Annotated in this window: 14 protein-coding genes; 10 read left to right on the top strand and 4 right to left on the bottom strand. The window is 74.3% G+C overall.

Annotation, left to right across the window (positions count from 1 at the left end; genetic code table 11):
* Nucleotides 1-27 precede the first annotated feature (27 nt).
* Complete coding sequence (locus ABZ815_RS23525) at nucleotides 28-222, top strand: hypothetical protein (RefSeq protein WP_357701219.1); 195 nt, start codon at nucleotides 28-30, stop codon at nucleotides 220-222.
* A gap of 162 nt (nucleotides 223-384) precedes the next feature.
* Here the strand turns inward: ABZ815_RS23525 and ABZ815_RS23520 are convergent, their stop codons facing one another.
* Nucleotides 385-1,017, bottom strand: coding sequence for an HAD family hydrolase (locus ABZ815_RS23520; RefSeq protein WP_357701217.1), 633 nt, complete (start codon nucleotides 1,015-1,017; stop codon nucleotides 385-387).
* A gap of 123 nt (nucleotides 1,018-1,140) precedes the next feature.
* Here ABZ815_RS23520 and ABZ815_RS23515 point away from each other — a divergent pair, with 123 nt between their 5' ends.
* Together ABZ815_RS23515 and ABZ815_RS23510 are read left to right on the top strand one after the other, a co-directional pair.
* Nucleotides 1,141-2,430, top strand: coding sequence for an MFS transporter (locus tag ABZ815_RS23515; protein WP_357701215.1), 1,290 nt, complete (start codon nucleotides 1,141-1,143; stop codon nucleotides 2,428-2,430).
* Nucleotides 2,431-2,505: 75 nt separating this feature from the next.
* Nucleotides 2,506-3,822 carry an NAD(P)/FAD-dependent oxidoreductase gene (locus ABZ815_RS23510; RefSeq protein ID WP_357701213.1) on the top strand — a complete coding sequence of 439 codons (1,317 nt, stop codon included), beginning with the start codon at nucleotides 2,506-2,508 and terminating at the stop codon, nucleotides 3,820-3,822.
* Between the two features lie 35 nt (nucleotides 3,823-3,857).
* On the opposite strand, the gene ABZ815_RS23505 is transcribed toward ABZ815_RS23510, so the two are convergent.
* From ABZ815_RS23505 to ABZ815_RS23495, 3 genes are read right to left on the bottom strand one after another with little or no spacing between them, the layout of a single operon-like run.
* Nucleotides 3,858-6,911 (bottom strand): chromosome partitioning protein ParA, encoded by a 3,054-nt coding sequence (locus ABZ815_RS23505; protein ID WP_357701211.1) that lies wholly within the window; start codon nucleotides 6,909-6,911, stop codon nucleotides 3,858-3,860.
* 44 nt (nucleotides 6,912-6,955) lie between these two features.
* A complete protein-coding gene (locus ABZ815_RS23500) occupies nucleotides 6,956-8,269 on the bottom strand; it encodes a hypothetical protein (RefSeq protein ID WP_357701210.1) in 1,314 nt (437 codons plus the stop codon).
* Nucleotides 8,266-9,465: a hypothetical protein gene (locus tag ABZ815_RS23495; RefSeq protein ID WP_357701208.1), complete on the bottom strand. Its 1,200-nt coding sequence runs from the start codon at nucleotides 9,463-9,465 to the stop codon at nucleotides 8,266-8,268. Before ABZ815_RS23495 ends, ABZ815_RS23500 begins: the two co-directional genes overlap by 4 nt.
* A gap of 212 nt (nucleotides 9,466-9,677) precedes the next feature.
* Here ABZ815_RS23495 and ABZ815_RS23490 point away from each other — a divergent pair, with 212 nt between their 5' ends.
* From ABZ815_RS23490 to ABZ815_RS23460, 7 genes are all read left to right on the top strand, one after another.
* Nucleotides 9,678-11,756, top strand: a complete 2,079-nt coding sequence (locus ABZ815_RS23490; protein WP_357701206.1) for a hypothetical protein — start codon at nucleotides 9,678-9,680, stop codon at nucleotides 11,754-11,756.
* A 14-nt stretch (nucleotides 11,757-11,770) separates the two neighbouring features.
* Nucleotides 11,771-12,799: a MoxR family ATPase gene (locus tag ABZ815_RS23485; protein ID WP_357701204.1), complete on the top strand. Its 1,029-nt coding sequence runs from the start codon at nucleotides 11,771-11,773 to the stop codon at nucleotides 12,797-12,799.
* The gene (locus ABZ815_RS23480) at nucleotides 12,800-13,894 is read left to right on the top strand and encodes a DUF58 domain-containing protein (protein WP_357701202.1); all 1,095 of its coding nucleotides are present in this window, start codon (nucleotides 12,800-12,802) and stop codon (nucleotides 13,892-13,894) included.
* Between the two features lie 152 nt (nucleotides 13,895-14,046).
* A complete protein-coding gene (locus ABZ815_RS23475; RefSeq protein ID WP_357701200.1) occupies nucleotides 14,047-16,077 on the top strand; it encodes a DUF3488 and transglutaminase-like domain-containing protein in 2,031 nt (676 codons plus the stop codon).
* A gap of 8 nt (nucleotides 16,078-16,085) precedes the next feature.
* A complete protein-coding gene (locus tag ABZ815_RS23470) occupies nucleotides 16,086-17,039 on the top strand; it encodes a winged helix DNA-binding domain-containing protein (RefSeq protein ID WP_357701198.1) in 954 nt (317 codons plus the stop codon).
* 58 nt (nucleotides 17,040-17,097) lie between these two features.
* Entirely contained in the window at nucleotides 17,098-17,685 is a 588-nt protein-coding gene (locus ABZ815_RS23465) for an RNA polymerase sigma factor (protein WP_357701196.1), read from the top strand.
* Nucleotides 17,678-18,532: a hypothetical protein gene (locus ABZ815_RS23460; RefSeq protein ID WP_357701195.1), complete on the top strand. Its 855-nt coding sequence runs from the start codon at nucleotides 17,678-17,680 to the stop codon at nucleotides 18,530-18,532. The genes ABZ815_RS23465 and ABZ815_RS23460 overlap by 8 nt, the downstream gene beginning before the upstream one ends.
* Nucleotides 18,533-18,541: the final 9 nt, after the last annotated feature.

The following is an 18,541-nucleotide window of genomic DNA, read 5'->3' as shown; positions in this document are numbered from 1 at the left end:
GGTCTTAATTGATTAAGGAGGAGAGACATGGATGCCATGCAGGTTCTCGCGCACCGGACGGCGATGGGGTTCCGCGACTCGCTCGACGCGGCCCTGCCGGGGGCGCCGCGCAGACCGGATCCGGAACGGGTCGCCGTACGGGCCCGGCTCGCACACTCGCTACGCCGCACCGCCGACCGCCTCGACCCCACCTGCCCACCCGCCCGATACGGCGAGGCGTGACGCCCTGCTCGTGCATCCCGGGCAGCCCCGATATGCCCACCCACCAGTCGCCCCGCCGCCCCGCCCCGCCTCCGCTGGGGTAGCTGGGGAGGCGGGCGTCAGGTTGGGGCGGGCCGGGAGCTGGTTCGGGCGTCGCGAGGAAGGGGGGGCCGGTCCGGGGCGTCAGGGGAGGGTGGTGATCAGGTCGGGGATGGTGGTGGGGTCGTGGAAGAGGGTGGCGCCCAGGCCGGTGAGGCGCGAGGGCGGCGTCAGGCCGCCCGCGAACGCCAGGCACCGCATCCCCGCGCTCATCGCCGCCCGCACGCCGAACGGGCTGTCCTCGATCACCACGCACCCCTCGGGGGCCGCGCCCATCGTAGCCGCCGCATGCAGGAACAGGTCGGGGGCGGGCTTGCCGCGGGCCACGTCCTCGGCGCTGAAGACGCGGCCGTCGAAGTGCCGGGCGAGGCCGGTCAGCTCCAGGCTCTTGCGGACGTTGGCGTGCCGGCCGTTGGAGGCCACGCACTTGGGGATGTCCAGGCGGTCGAGGGCGGACTCGATGCCCTCGATCGCGCACAGTTCGGCCGCCATCGCGGCCAGGTACTCCTGGGTGATCTGGTCGCGCCAGCCCGGGGGCGTCTCGCCGACCTGCTCGTCCCAGTATTCGTTGCTGCAGCCGACGAAGCGCTCGGCGTACTCGGTCTCGTCGATCGTCCAGCCCAGGCGGCGCAGGGCGGCGGTGCCCACACGTACCGAGATGCGCTCGCTGTCGACGAGCACCCCGTCACAGTCGAAGATGACCAGTTCGACGGCCAAGGTGTGAACCTCCCAAAAAGTGACGTTTGCGGTCGAATCTATCGGGCGGCTGTGTGACATTGCGCAGGTGGTAGCGTCGTTGTACCGCTTGACAAGATGTCAGTCCGGATAGTGAGAAGCAATGTGAAGACCTCCCCCCGGGCCGCGGCGCCCAGCACGACCAGGATCGCCATGGCCAGCCTCATGGGCACCGCGATCGAGTTCTACGACTTCTACATCTACGGGACCGCCGCCGCGCTGGTGCTCAACACCGCGTTCTTCCCCGGCATGGACCCGGTGGCCGGCCGCCTGGCCGCGTTCTCGACGTTCGCGGTGGCGTTCGTCTCGCGCCCGCTCGGGTCGGCGGTGTTCGGCCACTGGGGCGACCGCGTGGGGCGCAAGTCGATGCTGGTCGTCTCGCTGCTGGTGATGGGCCTGTCGACGGTGGCGATCGGCCTCCTGCCCGGCTACGCCGCCATCGGCGTGGCCGCGCCCGTGCTGCTGGTGCTGCTGCGGTTCACCCAGGGCATCGGCCTGGGCGGCGAGTGGGGCGGCGCGGCGCTGCTGGCCACCGAGCACGCCCCGCCCGGCAAGCGCGGTCTGTACGCGATGTTCCCCCAGCTCGGCCCGTCGGCCGGGTTCATCGTGGCCAACGGGCTGTTCCTGATCCTCGGTGAGACGCTGACCGACGAGCAGTTCGGCGACTGGGGATGGCGGCTGCCGTTCGTGGCCAGCCTGCTCCTCGTCGTCGTCGGCCTCTACGTGCGCCTGAGGATCTCCGAGACGCCGGTCTTCCGGGCCGCCATGGACGAGCGCCGCATCGCCAAGGTGCCGTTCGCCGGCCTGATGCGCCACCAGTGGCGGCGGGTGTTGCTCGCCGCCGGCGCGATGACCGTCGCCTACACGCTCTTCTACACCGCCACCACCTACTGCCTGTCCTACGGCACCGCCACCCTCGGCATCCCGAAGACGACCATGCTGAGCCTGACCATGATCGGCGTGCTGTTCATGGGTGCGGGCACGGTCGTCTCGGCGGTGGTCAGCGACCGGCTGGGCCGCCGCCGCACCCTCCTCGCCGGCACGGCCGCCGCCGTCGCGTGGGGCCTGGTGATGTTCCCGCTGATGGAGACCGGGTCGGTCGTCCTGGCCGGGCTGGCGCTGGCCGGCGCGCTCGGGCTGATGGGGTTGATCTTCGGGCCGATGGGGGCGTATCTGCCCGAGCTGTTCAGGACGGAGTTCCGCTACAGCGGCGCCTCGGTCGCCTACAGCCTCGGCGGCGTCCTGGGCGGCGCGGTGCCGCCGCTGGTCGCCACCAGCCTGCAGACGAGCGCCCTCGGCGTCATGGGCGTCGGCCTGTACGTCTCGGCGATGGCCCTGCTGAGCCTGCTGTGCCTGCTCGCCCTGCCGGAGACCGGCGGCACATCACTCAAATAACCCTATTTTTCCGGTCACATTCGCCGGGGCTGTCTCGTCCTCCTGATGCAGAACCTGATGAAGGAGGAGCGGGCGATGAGCAAGCACATTCTGATCGTCGGCGGTGGATATGTCGGGATGTACACGGCCCTCGGGCTGCGGCGGCTGATCCGGTCGGGCGAGGTGACGGTCACCGTGGTCGATCCGCGGGGGTACATGACGTACCAGCCGTTCCTGGCCGAGGCGGTCGGCGGGACGATCGAGCCCCGCCACGTCGTCGCCCCGCTCAACCGGGTGCTCAAGGGCGCGCAGGTGCTCACGGGCCGCGTCACCCGCGTGTTCCACGAGAACCGCACCGCGCGGTTCCAGCCGGTCCAGGGGCCGGCCAGGACGCTCACGTACGACATCCTCGTGATGGCGGCCGGGTCGATCACCCGCGCGCTGCCCATCCCCGGGCTGGCCGAGCACGCGGTCGGGTTCAAGAGCCTCGGCGAGGCCGTGCACCTGCGCAACCACGTCCTGACCCAGCTCGCCGCGGCCGCCTCGACCGACGACCCGCAGGTGCGGCGCAGGGCGCTGACGTTCGTGGTGGTCGGCGGCGGGTTCTCGGGCGCCGAGGCGCTGGCCGAGATGCAGGGGCTGGCCGACGAGGCGCTGCGCTACCACGACGGGATCGCGCCCGCCGAGCTGAGCTGGACACTGGTCGAGGCGACCGGCGGCATCCTGCCCGAACTCCACCCCGACCTCGGCCGCTGGACCGTGGACGCGCTGCGCGCCCGGGGCGTGGACGTGCGGCTGGAGACCCGGCTGGCCTCGGCCGAGGGCGGCGTGGCGACATTGTCGGACGGCACGTCGCTGGAGGCCGGGACGCTGGTGTGGGCGGCCGGCGGCCGGCCCAGCCCGCTCGCCGCCGGCAGCGGGCTGCCCGTGGACGCCGCCGGACGGTTGCAGGCCACCGAATACCTCACGGTGGCGGGCCTGGAGGACGCGTTCACGGCCGGCGACGGCGCGGCGGTGCCCGACCTGACCAGTCCGGGACGGTTCACCGCGCCCAACGCCCAGCACGCGGTGCGCCAGGCCAAGCTGCTGGCCCGCAACCTGGTGGCATACGTCAGGGGGCGGAAGCTGAAGGCGTACCGGCACGCGTACCTGGGGTCGGTGGCCGGGCTCGGTCATCACCAGGGCGTGGCCCAGGTGTACTCGATCAGGCTGACCGGGTTCCTGGGTTGGCTGGCGCACCGGGCCTACCACCTGGCGTGGGTGCCGACGTTCAACCACAAGGCGCGGGTGCTGGCCGACTGGGGGCTGTCGATGGTGTTCCGGCGGGAGGCGGTGCAGCTCGCCGCCATCGAGCACGCGGAGGAGGACTTCCGCCAGGCCCTGGCCCCGGACGACCTCGACCGCGCCGCCTGACCCACCCGCCCCCGCGCACCTGCCCCGCGGGCCTGCTAGACCGCGTGCTCGACCGGCTGACCCCGGTCGACGTACGCGGCCAGCGAGCGCACCCGCTCGGCGTGCTGGTCATGGCCCACGATCACCGGCGGCTCGTTGTACGGCATCGCGTCCGACGACCGCCGCAGCTTGACGTACTGGCCGCAGGCGTCGATCGCGTACGGCTCCATGTCGTCCTGCAACGCCCCGATCACCGTGATCCCGTACGTCTCGCCGATCCGCCGGAACAGCGCGACCGCCTCCCTGCGGTGCTCCTTGCCCAGGTTGCGGCCCAGCTCGTCGAGCACCAGGCACAGATGGCCGCCGCCGGAGGAGGCGATGGCCGCCGCGCACACCAGCTTGACGGCCTTCTCGTCCATGAGCGCGGTGTTGGCCCGCCGGTTGTACGGCACGAACCCCTGCCCCTCGCCCCGCCGCCACTTCGGCGTCACCCGCCACTGCCAGCGCTGCTCGGGGTCGGCGGGTGCGGGCGGCACCGGGAACTCCAGCGTCGCGCCGTAGCCGCCGTAGGAGGTGTCGAGCTTCTCGAACTCCTCGGCCACCCGCGTCAGCCGCGCCTTGATCGCCGCCGTCAGCGCCGCCCGGTGCACGGCCGTCGACTGCGCCGCCTCCTCCGCGCCCCGGGCCGCCGCCGCCAGGTCGCGCTGCCGGGAGACGACCTGCGCCTCGATCTGCCGCCGCTGGTGCTTCTCGTACTCCTCCTGGCCGCGCAGGTAGGAGGCCAGCGCCCCGCACACCGCCGCGAACGTCGCCTGCTCGCGCGCCGTGCTGCCGCCCCGCTCGGACAGCAGGAACGCCAGCTCCTCCGGGATCTCCGCGTCCTCCTCGGGGAAGGTGTCGCGCAGCGCCTGGTCGAAGTGGCGCTCGGCGATCCGCCACCACTCCTCGGCCGCCCGCGCACGCTCCTCCTCGGCCAGCGCCGCGATCCACTCGCGGGCCGTCTCCACCGTGCCGCCCCAGTCGGCGGCCAGCGCGTCGAGCCTGAGCGCCTCGCGCTCGCCCGTGACCTTGGCCTCCTGCTCGCGGGCCTGCACCCGCTCGCTCTCGTGCCGCTGCCGCCGCCCGTCGAGCCGCTCGATCTCCATGTCCCGGGTACGGGCCCGGAAGTCGAGCGCGCCCGCCTGCCGCTCGGCCTCGGCCACCTTCGGCGCCAGCTCCTCGATCGCCGCGTTGAGCCCGACGAGCCGCTCACGCCGCTCAGCGAGCCGGTCTTCCAGCTCCGCCAGCCGCACCCCGGCCCGCGCGCCCTCCAGCCGCCGCTGCGCCTCGGCGACGGCCTCCTCGGCCTCGCGCACCACCGCCGCGGCGCTCTCCTGCGCGTCCTCGGCCCGGTTGAGCCGCTGCCCGGCGGCCTTGATCCGGGCCTCCCGCCCGGTCGCCACCCCGTCGAACGCCCCCACCACGCTCACCCCGGCCGCGCTGACCAGCACGGACCCCGGCAGGCCGGCCAGGGCGCGGGCCGCCTCGCCGAGCCGCGCGGCGTCGACGATGACGGCGTGCTCGTGCGGCCAGCCGCGCAGGCCACCGCCGGGAAGGGCGGCGTCGCGGGCCTGCTCGGCCACGTCGAGAGCGTCGAGCAGGCCGGTCGCCCCGACGCCCGCCGCCGACAGGGCGTCGAGCTGGGCCGCGGCCGGGCCGCCCTCCGCGTCGTCGAGCGCCGCCCGCGCCGAGGCCACCTCCTGGTCGGCCACGCCGAGCGCCTTGAGCGCCTGGTTGAGCCGGAGCCCGGCCTCCCGCAGCTCGCCCTCGGCGGCGGGCACGTCGCGCCCGTCGGCGAACCTGCGCGTCTCCTCCAGGGCCGGGATCGCGGCCCGCAGCTCGTCGGCGGAGTTCTCGGCCACCGCGCGGTCGGCGTCGAGCTTGGTGGTACGGGCCTGCAGGGCGGCCAGCTCCTTGCGGGCCTGGGACACCTGGCGGTCGAGGGTATCCTCGCGCAGCGTGGTGATCTCGGCCTTGACCAGCGCGATCGCCTCGGCCGCCGACTCGCCGGCCGCGCGGTGGCGTCCGAGGTCGGCGGCCAGCAGCTCGTCCTTGGCGGCGGCGTCGGCGAGCTTGCGCGCCTGCCTGCCGCGCCAGCAGCGCAACGCCTCGGCCAGGCGCACCCGGGCCTGGTCGCGCCGGTCGAACGTGCCGAGCAGCGCCTTCGACTCCACCTCGAACTCGGCCAGCCGGTCGGCCGCCTGCGCCGCCCGCACCCGCTTGGCGTGCTCGTCGCGGCGGGCCTCGCGCTCCTGCTCCAGCTCGGCGTCGAGGCCGGTGAGCGCGGCGATGGCCTCGAAGACGCGCTCGGGGGAGATCTCGTTGAGCGGCTGGGAGAGCAGGTTGGTGGCGACCTTGCTGCGCACGGACGTGGACAGGAACGACACGCACCTGACCCGGTCGCCGTAGAGCACCTTGGTCAGGTCGCGGGCCACGACGTCGCGCTTGCCGGCGGACCTGGGCAGCGACGCCCAGATCTCGTCGGCCCGCGCCACCCGCTCGGCCTCGGACGGCGAGGCGGCCAGGTGGACGCCCTCCCGCCAGCGGATCTCCAGGTGGGGGGCCTCTTGGTTGACCTTGAGCCACACGGTGATCGCCCCGCCGGAGGTGTCGGGCACCTCGAACAGCTCCGCGCTGTCCTCCGCGCTGTCCTCCTCGCCCTCCTCGCCCTCCTCGGTCAGGGTGAGGTCCTGCCCGGCGACCTGCTCGACCGGAGCCGGGGCGGGTGGTGGGGAGAAGGAGTCCATGCCGGGCGGGCCGAAGACGCCCACGATGTAGCCGTGGTCGGCGCTCGCCCACTGCCGGGCGCCCGCGCCGCTGGCCAGCTCGGCGTTGAAGAGCAGCTCGGAGACCGCCTTGGCGCCCGAGGCGAACCGCCACTGCTCGTCGCCGAGCAGCGCCGTGATCGAGGCGATGAACGACGACTTGCCCGCGCCGTTGGAGTCTTTGGGGCCCGCGCCCGCGACGACGATGAGCGTGCCGGGGACCGTGGGCACCGGATGGGTCGAGAGCCGTGAGATGTTGACCGCCTGCACGGCGATCAGCACCCGGTCTCCGACGACGTTCTCCATCTGCGACACCCGAACCCCCGTAACCCTTCCATCTGTCATGACGTTCACTGCGCCGACCTGCGGGCGCGTACGGCTGCCGCGAGCGGCGTGTGCGGGCCGGCGGCCAGGATCAGCTCCTCCTGCAACCGCCGCCTGGCCGCCGGCGTGAGCCGGTGGAACTGCGGCCCCGGGACGTAGCCGCCCGCCTCCTCGCCGGCCTTCACCTGGGCCAGCAGGCCGGCGTGCCGCAGCGTGCGCAGCGCCGACTCCAGCTCGCCGATCGGGACCTGGGTGTGGCGGCGCAGCTCGTCGACCGGGGTGGGGTGCGGCGACAGCCACGAGTCCTCCGGCAGCAGGCCCTCGGCCCTGGGGATCGCGACCGAGTGCACCAGCACCAGCGTCAGCACCGCACGCTCACTGACCCCGAGCCCCGCACTCCCGGCATCCGCCGACCTCTCGGCCTCTTCCTCGGGGGCGGGCGGATCTCCGGCCGGGGAGACGGGCGGGGGCTCGGGGGCCTGGGGCCGGGCCAGGGCGGCCGTGTGGGTGTCGTCGTAGCCCGAGGTCCAGCGTTCGCGGAGCTGGATGAGGGCGCGGCCGCGGCGGGCCAGCATCTCGCCCAGCGTGTGGCGCAGCGCCGGATCGCGCAGCGCGGCGAATCGGCCCTCCGGGACCGGATCGGCCGCGTGCTCGACCACCATGAACGCCGCCACCAGCTCGGCCCGCCGCCGCTCGTCGTAGGCCCCCAGCAGGTCGTCGAACTCCGCCAGGCCGGGCTCGGCCCGCCCACCGGCGCCGGGCAGGGGCAGGACCGCCGCGGCCACGATGTCGGCGTCGGCCACCACGGTGAGCTCCGGCCGCTCGGGCTCCGGCAGGCGGCGGACCAGCTCCTGCAACTGGGCGTGCGACTCCACCGGCCACAGCGCGCAGCGCGGCCCGAGCGTCACCACCCCGTCGTCGAGGACGATCCACGCCGAGTCGTGCAGCCGCCGCAGCGCGCCCCGCGCCCAGTTGCGCATCAGGTCGTCGGTACGCCCGATCAACGCCCGGTACGTGTCGAGCACCAGCTCGACGGGCGCCGGATCGCCCGGCCAGGGATCGACGGAAAGATCGTTCCAGCAGCACTTGAGCGTGGCCGCCAGCACCCGCCGCGTCTCACCGGCCCGCTCCACCGGCACGGCGGCGACCTGGTACTCCTCCAGCAGCGACGGTGTCACCCCGTCGGGCCACACCGGCAGCGCGTGCCCGGTGGAGTCGGGACGGGTCAGCCGGGTCATCCCGGCGGGCGCGGGCACCCCGGCCCCCAGCCGCAGCGGCCCGCCGGAGCGCGCCCGCGCGTGGGCGAGCGCCTGGCCCGCGGAAGAACCGGTGGACGTCATGAGGTGCGCTCCAGGTAGCCGTGGGAGAGCCACGCGGGCTCGCCGTCGGGATCGACGGTCAGGCCGTCGGACCAGGCCAGCCGGTAGGGCAGCTCGGGGCGCAGGTCGGCGGTGGTCAGGTCGGCGAGCAGGCGGCGGGCCGAGGGCCAGTCGGAGCCGATCACGTCGGCCAGCGCGACCCGCGAGGCCGTGCCGAGCAGCGACTCGGCCACCTGGGTGAGGCGCTCGACGGCGGCCCCGGGCGAGGAGTCGAGCGAGCCCTCCGGCCCGGGGTCGGGCAGTGCCGAACGCGGGGGAGTGGGCTGGACGGGCGCCGGCCGCGGCGCCTCGTCGACCGCCCGCGCGACGGCGGCCGGATCGTGCCACGGCGCGGGCGCGTCGAAGACGAACCCGTCGAGGACCGAGGCCAGGCGTTCCTTGGAGGCGGTCTGGGAGAACGTGCGCCACGTCTCGGTGGGCAGCAGCGTCAGGTTGCGGGTGGTACCCGCCGAGTCGGCCAGACGGCCGGCGGCGCGGCGCGAGGCGTCGCTGTAGGAGTAGATGGACGCGCGCAGGTCGGTGCAGACCCGGTCGAGCTCGGGCCAGCGGGTCAGGATCGTGCCGTGGAGGCCCTGGGCGCGCCGGGCGATCTCCTCGGTGCCCCACAGCTTGGGGGCCTGCTCGCGCAGCTCCTCGATCGTGCCCGTGGTCAGCGTGATCAGCTCCAGGGCCCACAGGCGGAACGCGCGGGCCAGGTTGACCGCGCTCTGCCGGGCCTCCTCCATCGTGGTGCGGGGGTCGGCGACGTTGAGGTCTTCCAGGGCGAGCAGGCGGTGCATCTCGGACTGGCCGCCGTCGTCCATCATGCGGCGGATGAACATCAGGCCGACCACGCTGGTGAACGAGGCGCGGTAGCGGAGCTGGTTGGGCTTGGGGAACACCTCGCGGATCGCGCCGAGCCCCTTGAGCACCCGCAGGCGGTTGTCGAACTGGTCGCTCGGGTAGGCCCGGCAGGCGAAGCGCATCTGCTCGTGCGTCAGCCACTCCTCGCCCGCCTCGGCGAACGCCGCGAACAGCGTCTCGGCGATGTCGACCAGGGCGGGGTCGTCGACCACCGCGCCGCTGTCACGGGCCAGCGCGGCGAACATGCGGCGGTAGGTCGACAGGACCGCCTCCTCGGAGAGGGCGGCGTCGAGGGTCAGGGGCTGTTCGGACACGCGCACTAAGGTACGGCTTCACACCGACAGACTCGGAACCCGACGCGGGCTACCAGTCGGTACGGGCGCAGATGGGACTCCTGCCCGCTAGGGTGATCCCCGGTAAAAGCGGGGCAAACTCTCTGTGATCGTACATACGGGGTGAGTGACGGTTGTCCATCCGTGTGCTCCGAGGTGACCGGGCGACGGCCTTGATAGCCGGGGGAGCGGCCGTGGTCCTGGTGGCCGCGGCGGCGTGGTTCGGCGTGGGCGTCTCCAGCGCCAATCCCAAGCTGGCCGACGTCGGCGCGTGGCTGTGGACCACGGCCCGGGGCAAGGTCGTGCACGTCAACGGCCTGTCCGGCGAGGTGGACGGCTACCTCGACGACAAGGCCGGCAAACGGCTGCGCGTCGTCCAGGACGGCACGAACGTGCTGCTCGTCGACGACCGCACCGGCTTCGTCAGCCGGGTCGAGCCCAGCCAGCTCACCGTCACCCAGACCCGTGACCTCGGCGCGGCCGGGATGCAGCTCGCCGTCTCCGGCGGCACCGCGTACGCCGTCGATCCGGCGGCGGGCCGCGTCCAGCGCATCGACCCGGTCACGCTGAACGCCGTGGGCGCGCCGATCACGCTGCCGGGACCGCTCGGCGCGGCCCGCATCGACGGCGGCGGCCGGCTGTGGGTGCCGGTGACCGCCAGGGGCGAGGTCGTGCCGGTGTCCGGCGGCGTCGCCGCGACCCCCGTCAAGGTGGGCGAACCGGGCGAGGAACTGGCCGTCACCATCGCCGGCGGCCTGCCCGTCGTGGTCAACACGCGGGCGGCCACCGCCGTCACCATCGGCTCGGACGGCGGCGTCGGCGAGATCGCCCTGCCCAAGGAGGTCGCGCGGGCGGCCAAGGGCGGCGTGCTCACCCCGGCCACGACCGAGGGCCCGCTCGTCCCGGTGCTGACGCCGGGCGGCTCGGGGCTGCTCGTCGTGATCGACACCTCCTCGAACGCCGTCCTCAGCACCAAGTTCGCGATCGACGACCCCGCGGGGCTCGGGGTGCCGCAGGTGCTGGGGGCGAAGGTGTACGTACCGGACAAGGGCCGGGGCGCGCTGATCGTCTGGGACAGCGCCGCCGGCGGGCAGCCCACCACGCTCCAGGTGGCGGACCGGCCGGGCCCGGTGGACGTGTTCGTCAAGGACGGCCTGCTCTGGGCCAACGACGAGAACGGCGACAAGGCCGTGGTCATCGACCCCGAGGGCCGCAAGCACGACGTGGACAAGGACGACTCCGACGTACCGGGGCCGACCAACACCCCCAAGCCCAAGCAGACCCCGCGCCCCGACCCCACGAACACCGATCCGCCGCCGCCGGACGACCCGCCCGAGACCAGCGAACCCGACCCGACCAGGACGAAGGACGCCGAACGGCCCCGCCGCCCGGCCAGGACGGCCCCGCCGACCCCCACCCCGACCCCGACGTCCACACCGACGCCCACCACCGGCACCGCGCCCGGCGCGCCCGGCGCGGTCACCGCGCGGTCGGGCCCCGGCCGGGTGATCGTCACCTTCAGCCCGTCCGCCGGCGGCGAGGTCGAGCGCTACACGCTCAAGGCGTCCGGCGAGGGACGGCCGGAACCGGAGTCGGTGGCCGGCGACGGGCCCTTCCAGTTCGAGTTCACCGGCGGGGACTGCGCGCGGGAGTACACCTTCGTCGTCGTCGCCCACTGGAAGGGCGGCGAGGTGGAGTCGGAGCAGAGCGCCGGGGCCAGGCCGTGCGTGGCGCCGGGCGCGCCGTCGAACTTCGCCGCCAAGCCCAGGAACCGGGGCGCCGAGCTGACCTGGAACGCCCCCGAGAACGGCGATCCGGACGTGACGTACCAGCTCAGCGGCGGGGCCGCGAACGACGCGATCAAGGGCACGTCGTTCACCGTGGACGGGCTGAAGAACAACGCGAAGTACTCCTTCAGGCTCAAGGCCGCGAACGCGGCCGGGGAGAGCCCCGACGTCGCCACCGCCGACGTGGACCTGGCCTATCCGAGGCGGCAGTACAAGAACGCCAACAACAACGTGGTGGACACGCTGGTCCGCCCCGCCGCGACGAAGACCGGCGAGGCGGGCCGCATCCCCAAGGGGCAGTACCTCACGATCACCGTCATCTGCCAGGTCAAGGGCCAGAGCGTGACCGAGGACGAGAGCAAGGAGACCAGCGTCGTCTGGAACAGGATCGAGTGGAACGGCGGTGTGGCCTACCTGAGCGAGACGCTCATGACCACGCCCCGCGGCTCGTTCCCGGCGCCACCGCTCTTCGAGTGCACCGACTGAGGAGGGGGACTCGGTTGACCCAGTACAACTACCAGGACCAGTTCGAGCAGACCGCCCACGCCCACCCGCAGCAACCCCCGCCGCAACAGTCCGCCGCCATGGCGGGCCAGTTCGCCCAGCGGTTCCAGCTCCTGGCCGGCAACATCGAACGCGTCATCCGCGGCAAGCACGAGGCCATTGAACTGGCCCTGATCTGCCTGTTCGCCGAGGGCCACCTGCTCATCGAGGACGTCCCCGGCACCGGCAAGACCACCCTGGCCCGCTCGATCGCCGCCAGCGTGGACGCCGAGTGGCGGCGCATCCAGTTCACCCCCGACCTGCTGCCCAGCGACATCACCGGCGTGTCCATCTTCAACCAGGCGCACCAGAGGTTCGAGTTCCACCAGGGGCCGGTGTTCGCCAACATCGTGCTCGCCGACGAGATCAACCGGGCCTCGCCCAAGACCCAGTCGGCCCTGCTGGAGGTCATGGAGGAGCGCCGCGTCACGGTGGACGCCGAGCCGCACCCGGTGCCGCGGCCGTTCCTGGTGGTGGCCACGCAGAACCCGGTGGACATGGACGGCACGTACCCGCTGCCCGAGGCCCAGCTCGACCGGTTCCTGATGAAGATCTCCGTCGGGTACCCCGACCACGTGTCGGAGGTCGAGGTGCTCAAGGGCGGGCCGACCGGGCCGCAGGTCGAACGGCTGCCGGTGGTGGCGCGGGCGACGGACGTGGCCGGGATGATCGACTTCGCCTCCCGCATCCACGTGGCCGACCCCGTCTACGACTACATCGTCGGGCTGTGCGGGGCCACCCGTACCAGCCCGCACCTGCGGCTGGGCGCGAGCCCGCGGGGCAGCCTCGCGCTGCTGCGCGCCGCCCGCGTCAAGGCGGCCGCCGCCGGACGGCACTACGTGGTGCCCGAGGACGTCAAGGCGCTGGCCGTCCCGGTGCTGGCCCACCGGCTGATCCTGACGCCCGAGGCCGAGCTGCGCGAGGTCGGCGCAGCGTCGGCGCTCGGCGAGATCCTCGCCGGGACGCCGGTGCCGCAGGCGGCGTAGATGCGGCTCACGGCCCTGTTCACCCCGCTCGGGTGGGCCACGCTCGCGGGCTCGGCGGCGCTCTACGCGGCGGGGTTCGCGCTGGGCTACCCCGAGCCGGTCGTGCTCGCCACCGGCGGCGTGCTCGCGCTGGCCGCCGCGCTCGCCTGGACGGCCCCCGCGCCCGACCTGGAGGTGCGACGCGAGGTGACGCCGCTCAAGGTGCCGCGGGGCGAGGCGGCGGTCGCCGTGCTGCACGTGGTCAACCGGGGCCGGCGCGGCCTGTCGGGGCTGCGCGTCCAGGACCGCGTCGGGGCGTCGGAGCACCTGATCGGCCTGCCGCGGCTGCCCAGGAACGCCGCGCGCACGGTGTCGTACCCGCTGCCCACCGACGTGCGCGGGGAGATCCCGGTCGGGCCGCTGCTGCTGGTCCGGGCCGACCCGTTCGGCCTCACGCGCCGGGTGCGCCGGTACGGCGACGCCGTCACCCTCCTCGTCCGCCCGCGCACCGTCGCGCTGCCCGTGCCGCCGTCCGGCAAGGCCCACCACCTGGAGGGGCCCACCAGCGACAACGCCCCCAGCGGCACGGTCACCTTCCACACCCTGCGCGAGTACGTCGTGGGCGACGACCTGCGGCACGTCCACTGGCGCTCCAGCGCCAGGACCGGCACGCTGATGGTCCGCCAGCTCATCGACGCGAGCCTGCCCACCACGACCGTCGTCCTGGACACGCGGGAGCTGACGGAACTGGCGGTGGACGCGGCGGCGTCCGTGGCGGTGGCGGCGGCCCGCGCGGGGTTCCCGGTGCGGGTGCAGGCCGGAGAGGGGGTCGCGACCGACGCCAAGGCCGATCCCGACACGATCCTCGACCGGCTCGCCCTCGCCCGGCCCGGCCCGGCGGGCGTGGCGGAGACGATGCGGGTGGCGCGTGGGGGCGGGTCGCTGGTGCTGGTCACCGGTGACGCGGCCGAGGTGGGACGGGCGGCCGGCGTCCGGCGGCGGTTCGACCGGGTCATCTGCGTCCACACCGGGCCGGGTACGGCGGTCGCGCCCGGCGTCACGGTCATCCCCCTCACCGACCTCGCCACCCTCCCCTTCGCCTGGACCTCCCGATGACACCCCCGGGCCCCGCGCCGAGGGCACACCGCACCAGAACCCCCGAATCCCCCGCGCCTGTCGTCTCCGCGCCTGTTGCTTCTGCGTCCGTTGCTTCCGGGTCCGTTGCTTTCGCGTCCGGGGTGAGGTGGCGTGGGGGTGTCGGGCTTGGGGTGGTGGCCGCGGTCTGCGGGGTCGCCGGGTGGGGGTTTCACCGGGTCTTCCCCGGCGGCGACCTGCTGCTCGCCGTCGTCCCCGCGGCCGTCGCCCCGGCCCTGGTGGCGGCGCTCACCGCGCGACGCCCCCTGTGGCTGGCGCTCGCTCTCGACCTCGTCGCCTGGTTCGCCGGGACGATCCCGCTCTACCACGGCCTGGCCCCCGGTGTGCTCGCCGACGTGGCCAACGCCTGGCAGGCGCTGCTCACCACTCTGCTCCCCGCCCAGCCCGAGCCACGCCTGCTCGTCCTCGTGCACACGCTCGTCTGGGCAGCCGCCGTCATCGGCGCCGAGACCCTCACCCGTACCCGCACGAGGATCGCCGCCGCCGTCCCCGCCCTGGCGGTGTACGCCGCCGCGCTGCTGCTCGGCGTGCACGGCGAGGGCTCGAACCTGCCGGTCGCCGCCGCCCTGTTCGTGCTCGTCGCGGCCCTCGCCCTGATCCGCGACGACCGCTCACCGCTCTGGCTGCTCGGCGGCCTGCCGGTCGCCGCCGCGCTGGCGGCCCTGGCCCTGGTGCTGGGCCCGCTGCTGCCCGTGGCGGCGCAGCCGTACGACCCGAGGCAGGACGCGGACCTGCCGCCGCCCCGGCGGGTGGACAGCGTCAGCCCGCTGGACCGCGTGTCGGGCTGGCTGCAGATCCCCGACAGGGAACTGTTCACCGTCAGGGCGGACAAACCGCTCAACTGGCGGCTGGCCGTGCTCGACCGCTACGACGGCGTGCGCTGGACGTCCGGGGCCCGCTTCCAGCCCACGGGCGGCCGGATCCCCGAGGGCGAGTGGACGGGGGCCGCGCGGCTCGTACGCCAGCGGGTGACCTTCGCCGGGCTGCCGGGGACGTGGCTGCCCGCCGCCGAACGGCCGGTCGAGGTCACCGGGGTACGCGGGCTGGCCACCGACCCGCGGAGCGGCGCCCTGCTGGCCGACCCCGCCCCGGGGACGGGCCCGAGCCCCGGCAAGGGCTTCACCTACGAGGTGACCTCGAAGGTGCCGCAGCCGTCCAAGGAAGACCTGCTGGCGGCCACCCCGGCGCACGACGACCCCGAGCTGACCGCGTTCCCGCCGGGGCCGCAGGAGGCGCTGTTCCGCGAGCTCGCGCAGGAGGCGACCAAGGGGGCGGACGCGCCGATCAAGCAGGCGTACCGGTTGCAGAGCTACCTGCGCACCAGCGCCTCCTACGACGTCACCGCGCCGCCCGGTCACTCGCTCAAGGGCCTGGAGTTCTTCCTGCGGACCACGCACCGGGGCACGTCGGAGCAGTTCGCGGCGACGTTCGCGCTCATGGCCAGGACGCTCGGGCTGCCGTCGCGGGTGGTGGTGGGCTTCCGGCCGGGGCAGGCGTCCGGGGGGATCTATCGCGTCAAGTCGGGGCACGTCATGGCCTGGGCGGAGATCAAGTTCGAAAAGCTGGGCTGGCGGCCGTTCTACCCCACGCCGGGCCGCAGCGGCGCCAAGGACGATCACGACGTCGTCTCCTCGGCGATCGAGGAGAGCGAGCAGCTGGAAGGCGAGTTCACGCGTGGGGACGGCGACCGGTCCGGCACGTCGCGGCCGAAGGCTCGCAGCGAGGACGTCCGGCCCGGCGGCGGGCCGTCCCCCTGGGTGCTCGGCGCCGCCGTGGGCGGGGGCCTGCTGGTGGCGTACGTGGTGACGGCCGCCGTGCTGCCCTGGTGGCGCAGGCGGTCCAGGCGGAGCGGTGGAGCGCCCGGTGAACGCGTGCTCGGCGCCTGGCGGCAGACCTGCGACGACCTGCGGCTGGGCGGCAGGCGGACGCTGACTGCCGAGGACGTCCTGACCGGCCAACCACCCGACATCACCCCCTATCTCAGGCCGTTGGCCGAAATTTCGAACTTCGTCCGGTACGCCCCCGACGACGTCACCGACGCCGACGCCGCCCGCGCATGGGACCACAGCGACGCCGTCCGCCGGGCCGCCCGGTCGCGCACCCCCCTCCCCACCCGCCTGCGCGACCGCCTCCTCCTGCGATGATCCAGACCATGAGAAGCGCCGAGGCCCAGCTCCTGCACCGCCCGCCCGGCCTCGCCGCGGCCGACGTCGTCAGGCACCTGACCGCGATCCAGGCCCAGGACGTGCCCTCCGCCCTGCTGGCCTTCCGCGCCCGCTCGGCCACCCTCACGCCGTCCGCCGTCAAGGATGCCTGGCAGGCCCGCGAGATCGTCAGGACGTGGGGCCCGCGCGGCACGCTGCACTTCGTGCACGCCGACGACCTCCCCTGGATCCACACCCTCACCAGCAGCGACACCAATGCCCTGCGCCGCCTGCGCCAGGAGGGCGTCACGGGCGACGACCTGCTCCCGCTCGCCGAGCGGGCCCTGGCCGGCCAGGGCCCGCTGACCAAGGCCCAGCTTGAGGAGCGCCTCGCCGGACGGGCCCGAGGCCAGGGCGTCGTGCACCTGATGGCCCTGGCCGCCCATCACGGCCTGGCCGTGCTCGGCCCGTCCCGGGCGGGCAAGCCGACGTACGTGCACGCGGGCGACTGGCTCGGCGCGCCCGTCGTCCCCGAGCCCGACCGCGGGAAGGCGCTGAAGGAGCTGGCCGTGCGCTACCGGCGCGCCCACCACCCGGCGACCCCCGAGGACCTGGCCGCCTGGTCGGGCCTGCCGCTCGGCGAGGCCCGCACGGCCTGGCGGACGAGCGCCGCCCAGGACCCGCCCGAGCCGGGCGAGCCCGTGCTGCGCCTCGCGCCCGCCTTCGACGAGTACCTGATGGGCTGGCGCGGCAGGGACGGCGTCCTGGCCCCCGAGCACGCCGCGAAGGTGTTCCCCGGCGGCGGCGTCCTGCGGCCGGTCGTGCTGGCCGGCGGGATGGTCAGGGGCGTGTGGTCCAGGAAGGGGGCGCAGGTGAGCGTGCAGCCGTTCGACGAGCTGCCCGAGGGCCCGGTCCAGGACGAGATCGCGGACATCCGCCGCTTCCTCGCCGAACTTTCGTGAAAGTGATCCGGCGCGTCGGGTGATAAGAGATGAACCACTTGACGCACGGAGGCTGGACATGACGGGGGAGACCATCGCGACGGCGGTGCCGTGGGCCGCCCGCGCACCCGGCGAGCGCACGCTCGACGAGCGCTTCGAGGAGGTGTTCGACCAGTACTTCGGCGAGATCCACGCCTACGTCGCCCAGCGGCTCGGCCCCGACCACGCCGAGGACATCGTCGCCGAGACCTTCCTGACGGCCTTCCGCAAGCGCGCTCACTACGACCCGTCGCGGGCGGGCGTACGCGCCTGGCTCTACGGCATCGCCACGAACCTCATCGGCAAGCAGCGCAGACTGGAGGCCCGCACCCTGCGGGCACTCGGCCGGTGCGGTCCCGACGCCGACGCGCCCGGCCACGAGGAAGCCGTCGCCCTGCGGGTCAGCGCCCAGAGCCTGCGCCCGAACCTGGCCGCCGCCCTGGCCGAGCTCGACCGGCGCGACCGCGACGTGCTGCTGCTCGTCGCGCTCGCCGGGCTGAGCCACGACGAGATCGCCACCGCGCTCGGCATCCCGTACGGGACCGTCGGGTCACGCCTCAGCCGCGCCCGCAGGAAGCTGCGCGGCCGGCTCGGCACCCACGTCCTGGAGGAGGCCACCCATGCCTGACCCCCACCTCCGCACCCCCACCCCGCCCCCCGCGCCCGACGACCTGGGGGCCGTTCGTGACCTGTACGGGCATCCGGCGCCCGCACCCTACGCCCAGGCCAGGGTGTGGCGGCGAGTGGCGGCCGCGCGCCGCCGCAGGCGCCTGGCCCGGCTGTCGGCGCTGTCCCTGGCCACGGCCGCCGCACTCGCCGTGGCGCTCATGCTGGTCCGGGGCACGCCGTCCGCCGCGCCGGGCCGCTCGATCCTGCTCGCGGCGGCCAGTACGGCGGCCTCCGGGCAGCAGGCCGCCTACTGGCACATCAGCCGGCTGCACGACGGCGACCGCCTGACCGAGCTCTGGGCCACCAGAACCGGCCAAGCCTGGACCTGCACCTCGCGTTCGGCCGCCGAGGGGAGTTGTGCGGGGCGTGCCGTGCCCGTGACCGGCCGGGCGCCGTTCAGCATGGCGGGCCGCGACCTGACGTTCCGGCAGATCCAGCAGCTGCCCGACGACCCCGTGGCCCTCAGGGAACGGGTCGCCTCGATGTTGCCCACCGGCTCGTCGGACCTGCTGGCCGACGCGCTCAGCGGCCTGCTGTGGAGCAAGCCGTCACCGCCCGCCGTCCGCGCCGCCGCCTACCGGGCGCTCGCCGACCTGCCCGACGTCCGCTACCTGGGACGCCGCGCCGACCCCAGGGGACGCTCCGGCGAGGCGTTCAGCTATCCGCTCCCCGCCGGAGTCCGGCGGACGTTGATCATCGATCCGGCCACCTCCCAGGTCCTCGCCGGCACCGACACGGGCGGGACGGGCGGCTCGCAGATCGTCCTCACGGCGGGCTGGACCGACCAGGCCCCCGACCTGCACTGATCCCACCCT

Source organism: Nonomuraea sp. NPDC047529 (assembly GCF_040642995.1).
GTDB lineage: Bacteria > Actinomycetota > Actinomycetes > Streptosporangiales > Streptosporangiaceae > Nonomuraea.
The sequence above is the reverse complement of the archived record's forward strand: the minus strand, read 5'-3'. Positions and strand labels throughout refer to the sequence as shown.